The organism is Actinocrispum wychmicini (genome assembly GCF_004345645.1).
GTDB lineage: Bacteria > Actinomycetota > Actinomycetes > Mycobacteriales > Pseudonocardiaceae > Kibdelosporangium > Kibdelosporangium wychmicini.
This window is the reverse complement of record NZ_SLWS01000007.1, coordinates 381,414-398,951: the sequence shown is the minus strand read 5'-3', so window position 1 is coordinate 398,951 and position 17,538 is coordinate 381,414. Positions and strand designations below refer to the sequence as shown.

At 68.1% G+C, this 17,538-nt stretch carries 13 protein-coding genes; 6 read left to right on the top strand and 7 right to left on the bottom strand.

The window, feature by feature from the left end:
- Positions 1-16: 16 nt before the first annotated feature.
- Positions 17-2,821: an AfsR/SARP family transcriptional regulator gene (locus EV192_RS31880; RefSeq protein WP_132122032.1), complete on the bottom strand. Its 2,805-nt coding sequence runs from the start codon at positions 2,819-2,821 to the stop codon at positions 17-19.
- Positions 2,822-2,867: 46 nt separating this feature from the next.
- The gene (locus tag EV192_RS31875; RefSeq protein ID WP_165960721.1) at positions 2,868-3,713 is read right to left on the bottom strand and encodes an alpha/beta fold hydrolase; all 846 of its coding nucleotides are present in this window, start codon (positions 3,711-3,713) and stop codon (positions 2,868-2,870) included.
- Between the two features lie 64 nt (positions 3,714-3,777).
- Between EV192_RS31875 and EV192_RS31870 the strand changes: the two genes are divergently transcribed.
- On the top strand, positions 3,778-4,323 hold the full coding sequence (locus EV192_RS31870; protein WP_132122028.1) for a helix-turn-helix domain-containing protein: 546 nt from the start codon (positions 3,778-3,780) through the stop codon (positions 4,321-4,323).
- 90 nt (positions 4,324-4,413) lie between these two features.
- Here the strand turns inward: EV192_RS31870 and EV192_RS57200 are convergent, their stop codons facing one another.
- Positions 4,414-4,872: a sigma-70 family RNA polymerase sigma factor gene (locus tag EV192_RS57200; protein ID WP_341770925.1), complete on the bottom strand. Its 459-nt coding sequence runs from the start codon at positions 4,870-4,872 to the stop codon at positions 4,414-4,416.
- 160 nt (positions 4,873-5,032) lie between these two features.
- Here EV192_RS57200 and EV192_RS31860 point away from each other — a divergent pair, with 160 nt between their 5' ends.
- Complete coding sequence (locus tag EV192_RS31860; protein WP_132122026.1) at positions 5,033-5,611, top strand: dihydrofolate reductase family protein; 579 nt, start codon at positions 5,033-5,035, stop codon at positions 5,609-5,611.
- Positions 5,612-6,189: 578 nt separating this feature from the next.
- Here the strand turns inward: EV192_RS31860 and EV192_RS31855 are convergent.
- Both EV192_RS31855 and EV192_RS31850 read right to left on the bottom strand, forming a co-directional pair.
- Positions 6,190-8,682 (bottom strand): DUF8189 domain-containing protein, encoded by a 2,493-nt coding sequence (locus EV192_RS31855; protein ID WP_165960720.1) that lies wholly within the window; start codon positions 8,680-8,682, stop codon positions 6,190-6,192.
- An 87-nt stretch (positions 8,683-8,769) separates the two neighbouring features.
- Entirely contained in the window at positions 8,770-9,297 is a 528-nt protein-coding gene (locus EV192_RS31850) for a hypothetical protein (protein WP_132122022.1), read from the bottom strand.
- A gap of 76 nt (positions 9,298-9,373) precedes the next feature.
- Between EV192_RS31850 and EV192_RS31845 the strand changes: the two genes are divergently transcribed.
- The gene (locus EV192_RS31845; protein WP_132122020.1) at positions 9,374-10,615 is read left to right on the top strand and encodes an ROK family transcriptional regulator; all 1,242 of its coding nucleotides are present in this window, start codon (positions 9,374-9,376) and stop codon (positions 10,613-10,615) included.
- Here the strand turns inward: EV192_RS31845 and EV192_RS31840 are convergent.
- Complete coding sequence (locus EV192_RS31840; RefSeq protein ID WP_165960719.1) at positions 10,552-11,946, bottom strand: AAA family ATPase; 1,395 nt, start codon at positions 11,944-11,946, stop codon at positions 10,552-10,554. The two genes, EV192_RS31845 and EV192_RS31840, sit on opposite strands and share 64 nt — an antisense overlap.
- A gap of 285 nt (positions 11,947-12,231) precedes the next feature.
- Positions 12,232-13,908 carry a helix-turn-helix domain-containing protein gene (locus EV192_RS31835; protein ID WP_132122016.1) on the bottom strand — a complete coding sequence of 559 codons (1,677 nt, stop codon included), beginning with the start codon at positions 13,906-13,908 and terminating at the stop codon, positions 12,232-12,234.
- A gap of 157 nt (positions 13,909-14,065) precedes the next feature.
- On the opposite strand from EV192_RS31835, the gene EV192_RS31830 reads away from it, so the two are divergent.
- From EV192_RS31830 to EV192_RS31820, 3 genes are all read left to right on the top strand, one after another.
- Positions 14,066-14,470 (top strand): hypothetical protein, encoded by a 405-nt coding sequence (locus EV192_RS31830; RefSeq protein WP_132122014.1) that lies wholly within the window; start codon positions 14,066-14,068, stop codon positions 14,468-14,470.
- A 558-nt stretch (positions 14,471-15,028) separates the two neighbouring features.
- Positions 15,029-15,664 (top strand): DUF308 domain-containing protein, encoded by a 636-nt coding sequence (locus tag EV192_RS31825; RefSeq protein ID WP_132122012.1) that lies wholly within the window; start codon positions 15,029-15,031, stop codon positions 15,662-15,664.
- 327 nt (positions 15,665-15,991) lie between these two features.
- Positions 15,992-17,533, top strand: a complete 1,542-nt coding sequence (locus tag EV192_RS31820; RefSeq protein ID WP_165960718.1) for an ABC transporter substrate-binding protein — start codon at positions 15,992-15,994, stop codon at positions 17,531-17,533.
- The last annotated feature ends 5 nt before the right edge of the window (positions 17,534-17,538 follow it).

The window sequence follows — 17,538 nt, the reverse complement described above, 5'->3', positions numbered from 1 at the left end:
TGTCTCCCCGCCGACGCTATGAGTCGGTCAGCGGCACGGTGCCGGACCGGTCTCGGTCGAGGTAGTAGCGGATCTTGACGCGCAGCGGGTCCGTGGCCGGGAAGCCGAGGTCGTCGACGATGATCCGGGCCTGTGTCCACGCGGACCGGGCGGCGCCGGCGTCGCCGACGGCCAGGTGGGCCTTGCCGAGGTCGGTGAGACCGGCGGCTTCGCTGTGGCGATCCCCGCTTCGGCGGAACAGGTCGACGGCCCGCTGGTAACTGTCCACGGCCTGCTGGTGTTGACCGAGATGACGGTGGATATAGCCAAGGCTGTCCCAGATGTGGGCTTGGCCGTTGAGATCGTCGAACTCCAGAGCCAGCGCGAGGGCGTGTCGGCAGTGCACAAGGGCTTGGCGGTGGTCGCCGAGGTGGGCACAGCACCAGCCGAGATGGTTGAGGGCAGCGGACTGTCCAGCGTGGTCGTCGACCGCCCGATAGTGTCCGAGGCTGTGCCGAGCGTGGTCACCCGCTTGCCGGTAGTGCCCCTGAGCCGAGTACATCCGAGCCAGGTGCTGGTGAGTGCGGGCCAGGCCGACGTGGTCGCCCAGGGTGCCGAACAGATCCAACGCCAGTTGGTAGTGGATGCGGGCTGAGTCGGAACTGCCCAACCGGTCGTGGGCAAGCCCGAGACCGCGGTGTGCGTTCGCCTCTCCGGTCCCGTCCCACTGTCGGCGGGCGGCAATCAGAGCGGTCCGCTGCGCGTAGGCCAGCGGCCGCCAGTGCGCTTGCCGGTCAAGGAATGTCGTGAGGGTCGCGGCAAGCTGCCAGGCGTGCGAGTCAAAGCCCGCGGCGGCGGCCTGGTCGATGGCGGCGAGCAGGACACCGTGTTCGGCGGTGAACCAGGTCAACGCCTCTCGGTGGTTCGCGAGCGTCTCGGGGGCGGCGCCCGGCTGGCAGGGTGGCAGCGCGATCGGGTTGGGCTGTGGGGTCAGCAACGCGTCAGCTGTGCGGGCGGTGTGCAGGTAATGGTCGAGCATTCGAAGCGTTGCGGTGCGTCTGGCGGTCTCGGTGGCCTGGCTGTGAGCGAGTTCGGTGGCGTAGGCGCGGAGCAGGTCATGGAAGGTGTACCGGCCCGGCACATGCTCGGTGAGCAGATGTGCGCGGGTCAACTCGGCCAACAGCTTGCGAGTGCGAGCCGTCGATGCGCCAGCGAGGCCAGCCAACGCGGCAAGTGTGGCATCAGGCCCTGGATGCAGACCCAGCAGCCGGAAGAGACGCGCGGCGTCAGCGCTCAGCGTCCGGTAGGACCAGGACAGCACGGCGCGCAGCTGGGTGGCCGGATCCCCGCAGTCGAGGGTGTCCAGGCGACTGTCGGCCTGCGCCAGTTCGGCAGCGAGCGAGGTGAGCGGGAGATGCGGCGCGGCGGCGGCGCGGGCGGCCACGATGGCAAGCGCCAACGGCAGCCCGGCGCAGTGCGCGACGATCGCGTCGACCGCGTCGGGTTCGGCCGCCGTCCGGCGGGCGTCGAGGCGGCTGGTCAGCAGTTCGCGGGCTTGCGCGGGGGCGAGCAGGTCGACGGTCAGTAGCCGCGCGCCTTCGGTCGCCGCCAGACTGGCGAGCCGGTCGCGGCTGGTGACCAGCGCCAGACAACCCGGCGCACCGGGCAGCAACGGGCGGACCTGCTCGGAATCTCGCGCGTTGTCCAGCACAACCAGCACCCGACGACCGTTCAGAAGGCTGCGGTACAAGCCGGTTTGTGCTTCCAGACTGGCCGGGATACGGGCCGGCGGCACCCCGAAAGCGTCCAGAAACCCTCGTACCGCCTGTACCGGATTGGTCACCGAACCGCCGGAATCGAACCCCCGCAGGTTCACGTAGAGCTGACCGTCCGGAAAGGTCTCCCGAACGCGGCGTGCCCAGTGCACCGCCAGCGCGGTCTTGCCTACCCCGGCGGTGCCGGACACCGCCGAGATGACCACCGCGGCCGGCCGGGCAGGGTTCGTGTCGGGCAGGAGGTCGTCCAGTTGGGCGAGTTCGCTACTGCGGCCGGTGAAAACCGTTATGGCCGGCGGTAGCTGTGCCGGCGCGGGGTCCATGGCCGGTTGCACGTCGAGGGAGGGATCGTGACGTAGCACCGCGACATGCAGTTCGTGCAACGCCTGGCTGGGTTCGATGCCGAGTTCCTCGTCGAGGGTGCGTCGCAATGCCTGGTAGGCCGCTACCGCGTCGGCCTGCCTGCCGGCACGGTAGAGCGCGAGCATCAGCAGTCCGTGGATCTGCTCGTGCAGTGGGTGGTGGTGTCGGAGGCTTTCGAGTTCCGGAATGAGCTGGTTGTGTTGGCCCAAAGCCATGCGGACTTCGATGAGCCCCTGCTTCGCGCCGAGCAACAAGTGGTCCAGCCGGTGCGCTTGGTCATGGAACCACGCCAGCTCGGTGACATCGACCAGTGATCGGCCGCGCCACAGGCCGACGGCGGCATTCAGGTGCTCTTCGCCCTGGCGCGGGCTGGTGGCCTGGGTTCCCAGTCGGATCAGGCGTTCCGCGACGTGGACGTCAGTCGCCTCCCCGGCGATGTTCAGAACGTAGCCAGGTGGCCGGGCGACGATCGCGGCCCGGTCGCCCAACACGCGTCGCAGGTACGACATGTGGCTCTGGAGGGTGTTTCCCGCCGTGGCCGGTGGCGCGTCGCCCCAGACGATGTGAATGAGCCGATCGGTGCTCATGACCTCACCTGGCTGCAACGCCAGGGCGGCGAGGGCGGCCTTGCGGCGCAGACCTGACACCGGCCGGGGTACCCCGCCGACCACCACATCGACCGTACCGAGCAGTCGCACCTGCATGGGTTCCCTCCCCGTCAGTTGTTGTTGTCGGACGGGGTGGTCGCGGTCAGGTGGTGGTCTGGAGGAGTTGCTGGATACGGGTGACGACGAGTTGTGGTTGCTCGGCCTGGATGAAGTGCGCCGAGTCGACGCCCTCGTAGTGTCCGTCGGGCAAGCTTTCGGCATAGCGGTGCTGGTGCTCGCGGATGGAGGCGTTCGGACGTTCCCGTCCTTTGGCGGCGCGGAGCGCGGACAGTACGATCGTCGGGCATTTCGGGAGTTGGGGCGGCTGGGCGCGGAACTGCGGGATGGCGGCGGCAACCGCCTGCGCCTCCTTGCGGGTATAGGAGATCCCGGCGGGGGCGAAGTTCTCGGCGAGCATGGTCTGGTAGGTGTCGGCGGAGAACAAAGGCCGGACGTTGCCGCTGAAGAGGCGTGCCAGCGGACGGAAACGGCTGAGCGCCTGCGTCACGGCCAGCATGCGGTCGATCTTCTTGGTGGTCTGGTCCCAGGCGTCGTACACCGGGGACGTCTCCGGTAGGACGTCGACCAGCAGCAGCCCGCGCAGCCGGGATCCCAGGCGGTCGGCGGCGCGGCGGGCGACCAGCCCGCCCATGCTGTGCGCGACGAGCACGAACTCGCCCGGCACGACGGCCTCGGTCATGGCGACCAGGTCGTCGGCCATGTCGTTGACGCTGGGCTGCCTGGTGGTGTGGCCGCTGGGTGGGCGCCCGGCGCGGTCGTAGGCCACCAGTCGCGCCTTGTCCGCCAGCAGTGGTAACACGGGGTCCCAGAAGGTCCGGCCGCAGCCCCCGCCCGCCTCGAAGACGACCCAGTCCGGTCCCTGGCCGGACTCCTCGACATAGACGGTTCGGCCGTGCACGGGTACCTGCCGCCCGGGGACGTCTCGCATGGCTCCTCCTCGACCTGACGTTTTCAATTTCGATAACGGTATCATATGTGATATAGGTTGAGGGGTGAACACCGTCGACCTGCTCCTGCACCCCGTCCGGCTGCGCATCGTGCACGCCCTGTCCAGTGAGCGGGAACTCACCACCACGCAGCTGTGTACCCGCATGCCCGACGTGTCGAAGGTGACCGTCTACCGGCAGGTCGCCTTGCTCATCGAGGGGGATTTCCTTGAGGTCGCCAGCGAGCAGCGGGTGCGCGGAGCCGTGGAACGCCGGTACCGGCTGCGCCAGAACCGGCCCGTGATCGACGCTGACGCGGCCGCCGCGATGACGCTGGAGGACCACCGCCGCGGGTTCGCCGCCGCGGTGGCCGTCCTGGTCGCCGAGTTCAACGCCTACCTCGACCGCGACAGCGCCGACCCGACCGCCGACGGGGTGTCCTACCGCCAGGGCATGCTCTGGCTCAGCCCCGACGAACTCGCCGAGATGACCCGCAAGATGCTCGAGGTGCTGCGCGACTCGCTCGCCAACAAGCCCGCGCCCGGCCGTACGCCCTACCTGCTCAGCCCGATCCTCTTCCCCGCCGCGCAGCCACTTCAGCCGGAAGTCTGACCGAGCTCTGCCTTCAGGTGCGGGACAACCGGGTGGCGCCCGAAGTCTGTCAGTCTGTTCCGGGGAGGGTTCGGGGTAGTCCGAAGCGCGTCATGACGTTGGTGCGGGTGGGTACCACGCGGTAGGTGCGGCCGGGAAGAAGCTGACGGCGGTGAAGACGCGCTGGGCTGATTCGATGCCGCGGTATTCCACCATGGCCGGGGGCGGGGCGTTGCCGGCGCCAGTGGGTTCGGGCAGGGTGGCCTCGGGCAGCGGGGGGACGGCACGGGGGCGTCGGCTGTCGGCGCGCAACATGCTCAGGCACCGATTGGTCGCGATCTGATACAGCCAGGTCCGCAGCGAGGACCGCTGGCCGAACCCGCCGAGGTTACGCCAGGCGGACACGAGGGTCTCCTGGAGTGCGTCCTCGGCGTCCTGCAGGGATCCCAGGATGCGGTAGCAGTGCACCTGCAACTCGTGGGAGTGGCCCTGGACCAGGTCGCGGAACGCGTTGTGGTCGCCGGCCCGGGCCCGAGCGATCAGGTCCGTCGTGTCCATCTCCATCGGCATGCGTCCTCGCTCTTCTTCTTTCCACGGGCCGTGTTCGACTTGCTTACCGATACTGACGCCGTCGGGCCCGCGAATTGGGCGGTGTCCGCGCGCCCTGTTTCCCCGGCCGCGAACGTCTCAACACACGCGACACCCACAAACCGAAGCAAGGAGAACCAAGATGGGAAAGATCGTGGTCAGCCAGAACGTCACGCTCGACGGCGTCGTCGAGGACCCGAGCGGTGAGGGCGGGTTCAGGCACGGTGGCTGGTTTCACCAGTTCATGGGCCAGGACTTTCAGGCGTGGGCTGAGCTCGAACTGGCCGAGACACAAGGCGCCGAGGCGCTGCTGATGGGTCGGCGGAGCGACGAGTACTTCGCGACCCGGTCGACAGTTCTGAGCGGCGAGTGGGTGGACCGTTTGAACCGCCTGCCCAAGTACGTCGTGTCCGCGACGCTCCAGAAGCCTAAATGGACGAACGCGACCGTCCTGGCGGGCGAGGTGGTTGGCGAGGTCTCGAAGCTCAAGCAACAGGTACAGGGGGAGATCGTCGTGTACGCCAGCCGCCCGCTCGTGCGCACGCTGATGGAGCACGACCTGGTTGACGAGCTGCGCCTGACTGTCTTCCCGGTTGTGCTCGGTGCTGGCGAGCGCCTGTTCGGCGAGACCAGCGACAAGCGCCCCCTGCGCCTAATCCACACGAAGACCGTGGGGAACGGCCTCGCCCACATGACTTACGAGCGCGCCCGCACGGCCTGAACAGTCATGACCAGGTGATTCACATGCCACTAGTGAATCACCAATGCGGAGCCGAGCATGCTGTGGCCAGGTAATGCAAGACGCGATCCTAGGAGTACTTATGGGGCTCGTTGCCCGTTGCATCATGACCGCCTCGTTGGCCGCGGCCGGCCTGTGTATGTCGGCCGCCGTTTCCGCGAGCGCTTCGCCAGCCGCAACCACCAGCTGTGGAACGATTTTGGCCTTCGGTGGTGTCGGCGGCCCTTCGCCCGTCGGGTCGGTCTGTGTGTCGATCAGCAACGGACAGGTCGTTGGGTTCGCCAGCGTCAGCGGTAATGCCACGAACATAGTTTCCTCGCTCACCCAGTGCGATGCCGCCCACACAGCCTGCTCCACGGTGCCGGGCACGACGGTCTCCTCCCTGATCACCCCAACGGTGCCCACGACGCCCGGACAGTCCTACCAGTCCTGCACATCTTTGTTCACCACCGTCAACGGGCCTGGGCCCCTGCGCCCCGCCACTGGATGCAGCCCGTTGGTCCCGGCCTGACGCACAGGCCGGCGGCACCGATCGTGAGTGATCGGTGCCGCCGGAGCACTCAGCACGCCAGAGGCAGATTCACCGACATCCACGGGCCGCTGCCGGGCACTTTTTGGTAGCCGTGCCGGAGGTTGCCGCTGGTGTCCCGGGAGAAGTAGACGATTCGCCCGGACACGTCGTTGGTCGCCGAGACGTCGCCGGTGAGGCCCGAGGCGATGTCCTCGACGGTGAACTTCTGGACGCCCGGGGTGGTTTCCCAACCGTGCTGGAGGTGTCCGTTGGCCTGCCGGACGAAGTAGGTGAGCCGCCCGTTGACGTCCAGCACCGTGGCGGGGTCGCCGGCCACCGTGCCGGGGCCGACGTACTCGAATGCCCACGGTCCGTCGCCGGGCACGGTCTGGTGGCCGTATTGCAGGCGGCCGTCACTCATCCGGACGAAGAAGCTCAAGTATCCATGGCTGTCGTTGCCGACCGCGGGTGTCCCCGCCATGCCCGCCAGGCCGAACCGTTCGACGGTCCAGGTGTCGACACCTGGGGTGTTCTGCCAGATGTGCACGAGCCGCCCGTCGGTGCCCGTGGCGTTGATCGTGACCTTCCCGTTGTGGTCGGCGGCCAACGCGGTGTCACTGGCGACGGACGAGCCAAGGGGAGTGAAGGTCCACGGACCGCCTGGATAGTCCTCGCGTCCGAACAGGACAGTCCCGTCCGCCTGTCGCGCGGCCATGACGAGCTGCCCGCGCGCGTCGACCAGCACCGCCGGCCGACCCACGGCCGACCGGCCGAGGTCGCGGTACACCCATGGCCCGGCCCCGGCGACGGACTGGCGCGCCTGCGTGAGGCTGCCGTCGGACCGCCGGGCGAGGAACACGAAGGCGCCGTCGGCGTACCTGGTCATGGCGGGATCCGCGGCGACGTTGTTCACCGGCCCGGTCGGCATGGTCTCGCACCGCCATGGGCCGCTGCCGGCCAGCGGTTGGTATCCGTGTTGGACAGTCCCGTTAGGACGAGCGAGGACGTAGCCTACCTTGCCGTTCACTTCGTACGCTGTGCCAGGGCCCATTCCCGTGCCGTTGAGCGGCGGCGTGCCGCGGTACCCTGGCGCGCGCCCGAGTGAGAAGGCACGGGAGTTGAAGCCCTGTCCTTCCTCGCCGTACACCGGGTCGAGCTTCAGTGCGCCCCAGGTCACCTGGGCCAGGACCCGGTTGATCTCGAACAGCCTGCCGGCGACCTCGTCGTTGCTCTGCTGCGGGCCGTCGTTCTCCGCCATCCACACCGGCAGCCGGGCGCCGATGATGCTCGCCGCGCCGGTCACGTCGCCGCCGTTGAAGCCCGCCATCCGGAAGTTCTCATACACAGCCTTCGGGCTTGGCTGAAAACCGCCCTTGTCGTAGTGGAGATAGTCGTAGTTCGCGTTCAGGACGCGGTTCCCGGCGTCCGCGAGTTGCTGGGCGGTCGCCGCTCGCGGGTTGCCGCCGGGCCGTCGCCAGTAGTCGACGACGATGTCGGTGTCGAGACGCACCACACCGCCGGCTTCGATCTGGTCGTTCCAGACCCGCAGCGTCCTGCCGTGAGACTTGACGATGCCGTTGATCCAGTTGAGGTACCACAGGAAGGCGTCCGCGCCGGTCGCGTTCGGATTGTCGGTCACGGTTCGCGCGAACAGGCCGAGCCGCGGGTAGGTCTCCCAACCGGGCGGGTCCCAGTAGCCCAGGTACTCGTCGGCGCCGGCGTGGAAGTACTTGCCGGGGAACAGGTCGATGTAACGTTCGATCTCGCCGCGCACGATGTCCAACGCGCCGGTGCGGGTGAAGTCCACCGCGCCGTTGGCCGGCAGTTCGCTGCCCACGGCGAACAGGCGGCCGGGGTGCTGGCCGATGAACCGTTCCGCGTGCGACACGATGTCGTCCTGCGGGGTCACGTTGATGTGATAGCGCTTGGCGAACGCGATGATCTCGGCGATCTGCGAGTCGCTGACACCGGTGCCGTACACCATGAACGTGAGGTCGTTCATCTTCGTGTACGCCATGTCCCGCATCAGGTTCTCCCACCACGTCCTGGTGTACATGCGTGGAACGGTGTCGATCATGAGGGCACGCTCCGGAAAGGACGGCCAGTCGCGGGCCACACCGCCGGGAACGGTGTTGGTGCGCCGCAGCAACTGCAGAACCGAACGTGTGCCGTAGAAGGCGCCCGTCACGGTACGGGCGCTGATCCTGATGACAGGACCCACTTCCAGCCGGTAGCCCTCCTCTCCCAGGTCCGCGTCACTCGACCCGAGCGTCAGGTAGATGTCGCCCGCCACGGCGGCGGATCCGGTCGCGCTGACGACGGCGGGCCTGACCCGGGTCAGGGCCTGCAGGTCATCGGCCACGGTGGTGCCGGTGTCCGCCCAGTTCGCCGAGAACGCCGGGTCGAGGACGACTCGACTGCTTGGGAGATACTGGTACGACGACGGCCCGTCGGTCCACTCCCGCAGCAGTGGAATGGTGGACGGGAAGGTCTGCGCGTACGCGGGCCCGGCCAGGCCCGTGGCGAGAATCCCCAGTATCACCAGTAAAATGCCAAGCAATCTTGATGGGCGCATGAATCTCTCCGTTCCGTGCTTGTTTTCCCCAGATGCGTCCCCGGCCAGCGAAGCTCATGACCGCGTGCGTCCCCTCGTCCTGCCGAAGGGGTCCGCTATTTCGATGGTCTCTCTCATAATGCGGCAGGCTCTGGCCACGCTGCCCGCCTGCAGAGCCGCCCACCACTCGAAGAACCGGATCCGGCCGTGCCGCCGGTCCTCATCGGGCAGGCTGTCCACCACCGCCAACGCCTCAGGCGCACGTCCGGCGGCCACCAGCGCGGTAAGGGCCTCGATGGTGCCCGGACGCATGAGCATCGCGGCCAGCATCCGGTCGGCCCCGTCGTGCGGCCTGCCCTGGACGCGGTCGAGCTCGCCCAGACAGCGCAGCGTCCACAGAGTGACCTGCAACCCCAGCGACGCGTCCCATGCCCGCCGAGCACCGGCGACATCACCATCGGCCAGCCGGACCAGTTCGAGCTGCGGCAACGCCTCGTCCATGTCGGGCACGGGGTCGGGACCGTGCAGAATCGGCAGGACGCTGTCCTCGCCCGGCACGGAAACCAGCAGGCGGACGACCGAGAGGCACAGAGTGGACCCCACCACGTCTCCTTGGACGGCTAATATTGATGGAGACTGACGATAATGGGTGATCCGGACGAGGGGAAGGGCGATCTTGATGGAATCCAGGCCGGTGGTGCCCGCGGGCGACCTCAACCGCCTCCGTCAGATCAACGAGCTGGCGGTGCTGGACGTGGTGCGCGGTGGTGGCCCGATGCGGCTGTCGGAGATCGCCGATCAGACCAGTTTGACCCGGGCGACCGTCCGCGAGGTGGTCAGCGGCCTGCAGGACAAAGGATGGGTGGCCGCCGAAGCGCCGGTCGTCGCCGGCCGGGGCAGACCGGCCCAGCGGTTCCGGTTCCGTACCGAGGCGGGATGTGTTCTCGGCCTGGACATCGGCGCTCACTCGATCGACGCCGCGGTGGCCGACCTCGGAGGCGCGATCCTCGGCCATGCGCACCAGCGGCCGACGGCGCGAACGCCGGCATCCGAACGTCTCGCCCTCGTCGGGCGGGCCGTGCGGGAAAGCATCGCCGACGCGGGGATCACGGCCGACCAGGTGTGGGTGACCGTGGCCGGGAGTACAGGCCGGCTCGCGCCGGACGGTTCGGTGCTCGCGTCGGCCGCGATCCCGGACTGGTCCGGGCTGAACCTGGTTGACCGGCTCGCCCCGCTGACACCCGGAACCCTGGTGGTGGAGAACGACGTCCGGCTCGCCACCCTCGCCGAACAACGCATCGGCGCGGCGCGAGGGGCCCGGGACGTGGTCGTGGTGCAGGCCGGGCGCCGGGTCGGCATGGGCCTGGTGCTCGACGGTCAGCTCAGGCTGGGCGCGGGCGGGGTCGCCGGGGACGTATCCCGGTTCAGCGCCCTCAACTGTGAGTACGCCATCGACTACATCGGCCGGTGCGCGACGCTGCCGTCCGGTGGCACGACCGGCGACCACGTCCAGGATGTGCTGATCGCGGCACGGGAAGGGCAGTCGGCCGCGGTCGACGCCGTACGGCAGTACGCCCGGGTGGTCGCCGAGGCGGTGGCCACCACAGTGTCCCTGCTCGACCCGGAAATGGTGGTACTGACCGGAACCATGGCCGCCGCCGCTGCGATCGTCGTGCCGATCCTGGTGGCCGAGATCAAGCTGCGGTGCCTGCGCACACCCGCCGTCGCAGCCTCCGAGTTCGGCTCCACCGCGGTCATGTACGGCGCGATCCAGAAAGGCGTCGGCCACCTCATCGACACTCTGCTGGGAGCGGGCAACAACGCCGTTCCACCGCTCCAGCCGCTATCGGATCGTTCTCATGTGGACGGTCCAGGCGCCAGGTGGGTGTCGCTGCGCGTCGATGGCTCGATGTCGTCGTAGATCGCGCCGCGGATGATTGGGTGCCAGAAGTCCACAGTAGACTTGTCGGCCAGGATCGCGGCACGGCACAGGCGGTCGTACTGGCGCTTGGCCTCGTCCAGGGGCAGTCCGGCCAGCCGCGCGGCGTGCTCGAGCGAGCTTCCCGGACCGAGCACCGCGATGGTCTGGGCCAACCGCCGGGCCGCGTCACCGAGACTGCCGAGCCGTTCGTTCAGGTACACCACGACATGTCGCGGGGTGAGGTCGCCGACCTCGGGGGCGGCGGCCGCGGTCGGTGTCAGCCCACGCTCGCAGGCCAGGCTGAGCATCCACCGCAGGTAGAACGGATTGCCGCCGCTGTGTTGGCGAAACGCCGCGCAGAACGCCTCGTCCGGCTCTCGGGCCGGTGCCCCGCGCCGGCCGAGTCCGCGGCTCACCAGGATCCGCACCGCGTCCTGGCTCAGCGGCAGTGGGCGGACGATCTCGTTCGCCCGCAACGCGATCCGGGTCAGCGCCGGTGCCGGCTCGTGCGGCCGGTAGGCGAGTACCACGACGAGCGGCAGGCCGGCCAGCCGGTCGACGAGAAACTCCAGCCAGTTCAGCGATTCGTCGTCCAGCCAGTGCGCGTCGTCGACCGCCAGCAACAACGCCTCCGCCGGCCTTCTCGGGCCGACAAGGGAAGTGGCGTTCACCACCAACCAGTACAGCGCCTCGGTCAATCCGATCATGGCCGCCGGGTGGCTGCTTCGCGGATGCGGGATGCCCAGCGGTACCCGGGCCAGCGCCGCGGCCCCGGTGAACAGCGTCCGCCGTTCCTCCGCACCGCGACCGGAGACCCAGCGGCCCAGCAGCGTCCGGACGGCGCCGAACGCGGTGGTCCGGTCCCGCTGGTTGCCGCGCACGCTCAGTGGCACGATCCCGCGCACCGCCGCCTCGGCACACACCCGGGCCAGCAGCTCGGACTTGCCGATCCCGGCCACCCCTTCGACCACGATGGCGGCGCCCGCCCGCGCCCGGACGCCGTCGAGCACCACCGAGCAGCGGCTCAGATCGCCGTCCCGTTCCAGGATCCCGCCGTCGGCCGCGGTGTGACCCGGCAGCCGCAACGCGTCGAGCAGGTTCGGCTCGTCCAGCGGCGCCTGCCCACCGACTCGGGCACTGACCAGGCAGCCCGAGATGACCTTGGCGACGAACTCCGCCCGGGGCCGGCGCTTGCCCGACATCACCTCCGAGAACGTCGCGGCCGCGACGCCACTGCGCCGGGCGAGCACGGCGTCGGTGGGGTTGCCCACCACCCGCTGCAACGTGCGCAGCTGACGCCGAACATGATCGTCTGGGTCAGAGTAGACCATTCCAACCTCCGGCGGATCCATCGATTCGGTAGCCCTGCAACCAAGGATGCGCCGCCACCTAGTCTAACGTGTGGTTGAGACCATTCGGTTCTTCGGCGGCCATGGCTTTCCGAGGCCCCGTCGATGATATTGGTCTAGTGGTTCTGAATGGGTTCGGCATTGACCCGGCGCTAAGGAGCCACGGATCCGGTTGCAGGGGCCGGCCCCCGGGCGAGCCGCCGAGCCTCACCCGGCGCTCGCCCGGCGGGGGCGGCCCCGCGAGTCCCGTGGCGACGGCTTCCGCCTCTATTCGCCCGCGCGGCGGTAGTGGACAAGGATCGGTTGCTCGGTGACTTCGACGGTGTCGCCGGGTGCGACCGCCGAGGTGGTGCCGTCCAGACGGGTGATGGACTCGGCACGGGGTCCGGCGTCCGTGGTGGCGGTGCCCCTGCTGGTCCATCGGATGACCGCGTCGCGAGGGCGGTCGCTGTCGGTGAGACCGGCGACGGTGAACTCGCATTGCCAGACGTTGTCCGGGAGATTGACCGCGCGCCCATGCCCGCACGCGCGAATGCTGGCGCGGTTCAGCCACCGCTGGAGTCGTTCGACCGCGAGGGCGGCTCTGGTGGGCGCGCCACCTTCGGCCTGCAGGACGATCGGGATCTTGGTTCCGCCCCAGTTGTAGAAGTACATGCGCTCGAGACTGACTTGGCGGGCGTACAGCCCGACGAGATAGAAGCGCACCGCGTAGTTGGTGGCCGTCACGTCGTCCAGCGACCCCTGCAGGGGGATGTCATAGGTGGTACCGGTATTCCACAGTGTGGGGTGCACACCTGACTGGTGCATCGCACGGTCGATCGCGGCCAGCAGGTCCAGCATCGTCTCAGGCGGATCCGACGCGGTGCGCTGATGCAGCTTGACGCTCGCGACATCGCAGTGCCGCATGCCGCCGAGCTCGGCGAAGCGTTGCAGCACTCGCTGCGCTTCGGCTTCCCACAACCGCCCCATACCGGGACAGACCACCCTGGCCTTCGGGTCGGCGGCCTTGATGATCTGGCTGGCCCGGCGGGTCATCTCGACGAGGGTTTCGGTGGTGCCCGTGTAGTACCGCGGATGGTTGCCCATCACCCAGAGTTCGTAGGCGTCGATGCGCCCGCGATAGCGGTCGACGAGCGCGCGCACGAACGTGTCCCAGTCAGCCAGATCGTCGGGTGGTGCGGTGCGTGAGCCGTCGTCGTATGCCATCTCCGGCCCGTTCGGCGCGGCCCACGCCGGGGTGCCGCCGAGCACGAACAGCGGCGGCAGTCCGGCCCGCACGGCACCGTCGACCAGGCGATCGAGCACGGACCAGTCGAACTCGCCGCGGCGTGGCTGAATGGTGGCCCAGCGGGTGCCGCTGTCCCAGAGGCGCACCGACCCCACCCGGAACCCTGGCATGGTTCCGGTGGAGCTGTTCATCGTCACACCGAACAGCTCGCTCCGGACCTCGGTCGGCGGGCGGGTCCACGAGGGGCCGGTGATGTCCTGCGCCGCGGGCGGCTGCGTACGGCGTGCGGTTGCCGCGGCCATCGTCAACACCAGCAGCGCGGTGAGTGCGACGCGTACGGCGGTCTTGAGTCCGGTACGCGGAGTGACCACTGGCGCGGCGACTGGAATCGGTTCCGCGCGGTCGGCCGGCAGGTCCCGGTGTGCGTCGGCGAGCACCCACAGTCGATGCAGCTCGACCAGTTCGGCCTTGCTGGCCCCACAGACCATGCCGACCTTCTCGACCACAGCGAACTGCCGGGGCACGCCATCCCCCCGACAGTAGCGATGCAGCGCCGACGCGCTGATCCCGGTGTGTGCGGCGAGGGCTTGGTAGCTGCGCCCGCTCCGGTCTTTCAACTCATGAAGAAAACGGGCGAAATCTCCCCCAACGGGAGGGTGGGACACGTCGAACCTCCTCGGCCACCGGTGTCCTCCCCCGGCGCCAGCATCCCACATCGCATCCCAGGGATGTTGAGGTTCCGCTGGTAGCGGCCTGTTCGGTGTCCCGTTGTCCCGCTGGAGGGGTCGTCCCTTGACGCTCGGCGGACACGTCCTGCAATGTTGCCGTCGCAACCGCCGCTGGGCGGCATTTCGCATTCTGGGGAGAAATTGGATGAGACGTTTTGTCATCGCGTTCGTGCTCATGGCGGCCGGGCTGCTGATGCCAGGTATGGCCAACGCGGCACCGAGTACCGCGGACCAGGCCACTGTGCTTGGCGGCTGTCGGCTGGGCCACTGCGGGCAGGTCTACAACACCGGCTCGGCAACTGTCTGGGCGATCAGGGACTTCGACGCCAACGGCCCGAAGCCCGGCACCGAGTGGCGTGCGCTGGGGCACGGCGACCGAACCGACCCCGGGGAGGACTGGGACGGGTTCTACGTGCAGTGCGACTCCTACGGGCAGACCCACAGCTGGTGGCCACCGGGCTGGTGGACACATGACTCCTTCACCCTGCCCGGCGGCTGGTGGATGAAGATCGAGACCAACCAGATCGCGGAAGTGACGTCGAGGTGCTGATTTAGACCTGGCCGGCGAGGAACAGTCGCCGCGGCAGTACAAGCGGCTTGAGCTGGGGGCCGCCGGGCCATCACACGCCCGGGGGCCACCAGTTCGAGCCCGTCGAAGAACGCCTCACCATGTCCGTACCTCGACTAGTCAACCAGGGTGATCGTCGGACCAGTCTCAGCAAAGGCTGTGAACGCCCGGGGGCACGAGATCCGAGGGCTTGCGGGCCGAGACACAACGCCCCTCCTCCTGCTCCTGCCTCAGCACTACTGTTCGGCCCCGTCGGCGGCACACGAAGCAGTCGTGGCTGAACTCGATCTGGCGCTCCCAGAAGAAATGCGCCACGTCGGCTGTCTCAACGACTGCCTCAATATCCACATGCCCCAGCACCCGCCCGAGCGTAGCCGCTGTCGTGTCCGCGGCAACCGTGTCGGGTCCCTGCTCGGATCGGTCGTGTTGGTGTCGTGCAGACTGGTTGACCGAGGGCTTCGTTCATGATTGACAGAGGTGCCCGCCGGCCGGTCAAGCCAGGGGAGTTTGTTGATGACGGGTAGCGTGTCTGGAGAACCGATGGGCCAGACCGCTGTGGTGACTCCCGATCCGCCCGGCGCGCCGGCCAGGGATGGCCGTTGGCTGGGCATCGCGGCCGTGGTGCTCGGCGGTTTTGCGGTCGTGCTCCCGTTGGCCCCGGCTGACCTCACCGGACTACGTGCGTGGATCGGATTACCGTTCGCGTTGCCTGGGCTGCTGGCCGGGCTTGCCGGTCTGAGTGGGCGCCGTCGTGGCAAGGATTTCGCGGTGACCGGGACGATTCTGTGCGTGATCGCGACCGTGTTGGCGATCATCATGCTCAGCAATGCGCCGAAGCCTGCCGCCGCTGTGGATGGCCCAGGTGATCACACCAACGAAGTCCTGCGTGACAGCCTCGACGTGCGGTTGGGCGATGTGTGGTACGACGACCCCGATTCCAGTCGCATGTACCTGATCGCGACGCTGTACAACAAGGGACCGGATGCCGCCAGGTTCTCCGTCGAGATCGAGAACAAGCACCTTCCCAGCGGAAACACGTGCGGCGTCAGTGTCAGCACGGACAATTTGGCGCCCGGCGCCAGCTATCAGGTGGAAGTCGGCAGTTGCCAGTCGGTGAAGCAGGGGAAGAGGTGGCTGAGTTTCCGGGTGTCGAAGGCCAACAAGATCAGGTCCTGACCGCACCCGGGGTCCTGCCGCGACCTCGCTCAGCACCACACCGACCACCGCACGAGAAGCCGACCACCAACTACGGGTCGAGCACCTCACAAATCAGTTAGCTGCTGCCCGCCGACTCGGTGACTCCCAGCCGGAGACAGCACTGCCGCCCAACGGTTCGCGCTGTTGCGCGCGGATCCGACCATGGTGCCTACCGCGATCCCGATCCCGCCTGCCGTCATCCACCTGGGTGTGGTCTTGACGCTGGGCGATGGCCCTGATTTCATTGATTGCAATTCATTTTCACTCAGTGAAAGTGTCCGGGGTGAAACCGGAGAGGACGCGATCATGAAAAGACGGCTGGTTGCCCTGGCGGTGGCGACCTGCGGGATCGGTCTGGTGGCCGCGTGCGACGGGCCGGCTGACAACCCGCCCGGGGCGCAGGCGGGCACGGGGGGCGTGTTGACCATCGGCGCGGCACAGGGCATCAAGGTGCTCAACCCGGTCACCAAGTCCAACGCCTGGGAGCAGGCGCTGTTCAGTCTGATGTGGAACAGCCTGGTCAAGACCGGCCAGGACCTGAAGACGCAACCGGACCTGGCCACCGCGTGGTCGTCTTCGGCCGATCTGAGGACCTGGACGTTCACGCTGCGCCAGGGCGTCACGTTTTCCAACGGCAAGCCGCTGACCCCGGCCGACGTGGTCTCGACCATCGAGTACTACCGGAAGCCGGACACCGTCACCCAGCTCAAGAACAACGTCGCCCCGATCGTGAGCGTCAAGGCGAGTGGCGCCGACGACGTGGTCTTCGAACTGACGGCGCCCAACGCGCTGTTCCCGACCTCGATCGAGCTGGTCAAGATCGTCGACACCGCTTCGATGTCCACAATGGAGTCCCAGCCGGCGGTCACCGGTCCGTTCAAGGTCAAGGAGTTCGTCGCCGACGACCACCTGACGCTGGAGCGCAACCCCAAGTTCTTCGGCCAGGCCGCCAAGCTCGACGGCGTGAAACTGGTCAAGACGGCCGACGCGTCGGCGGCGGTGACCGCGCTGCAGGCCGGTGACCTGGACGCGCTGTGGTCCGTGCCGTTGTCGCAGGTCAGCTCCATCCAGGGGAACCCACGGCTGCGGCTGTCGCGGCCCGCGGTGATCGGTCAGTACGTCAGCTGGGAGGTCGACACCACAGCCCCGCCGTTCAACAACCCCAAGGCTCGTCAGGCGCTCGCGTACGCCATCGACGCCAGGGCGATCCTCAAGGCGGCGTACTTCGACCAGGGTGTCGTGTCCACCACGAACGACCCGCTGACCACCAACAACCCCAACTACGCCGGGAGTCTCACCGACTACACGTACAATTTGGACAAGGCCAGGGCGCTGTTCGCCGCGGCGGGCATCACCGAGGGCAGCACGCTGACCTGGTGGGGTGTGGCCGGGCAGTACCCGGAGTGGAACATCAGCGCCCAGATCCTGCAGGAGAGCCTGAAGAAGATCGGGATCACCCTCAAGATCGAGAACACCGACATCGCCAGCTGGCCGGCCAAGTTCTACCCGGCGGGCAAACAGTTCCCGGGCATGATCGTGCCGAACTTCCAGTCGTTCCAACCCAACGCGGCCGACCTGCTGCTGTTCGTGTTGTCCGGTCGGTGCGAGTGCAACTGGAACAACAAGCAGGTCGACGACCTGTACAACCGAGCGCTGGGCACGGCCGACCCGCAGGGGCAGAAGGCGGTGTGGGGTCAGGTGCAGGAACTGGTCAACAAGGAGGCGCCGATCTTCGTGCCGTTGCAGTTCGCCACGCTCACCGCGACCAAGAACACCGTTGCCGGGCTGTGGGTGGACGGCGCGGGCAACCCGCATGTCGAAGACGCCGGTTTCGTCGCCGGTCAGTAGGAGGG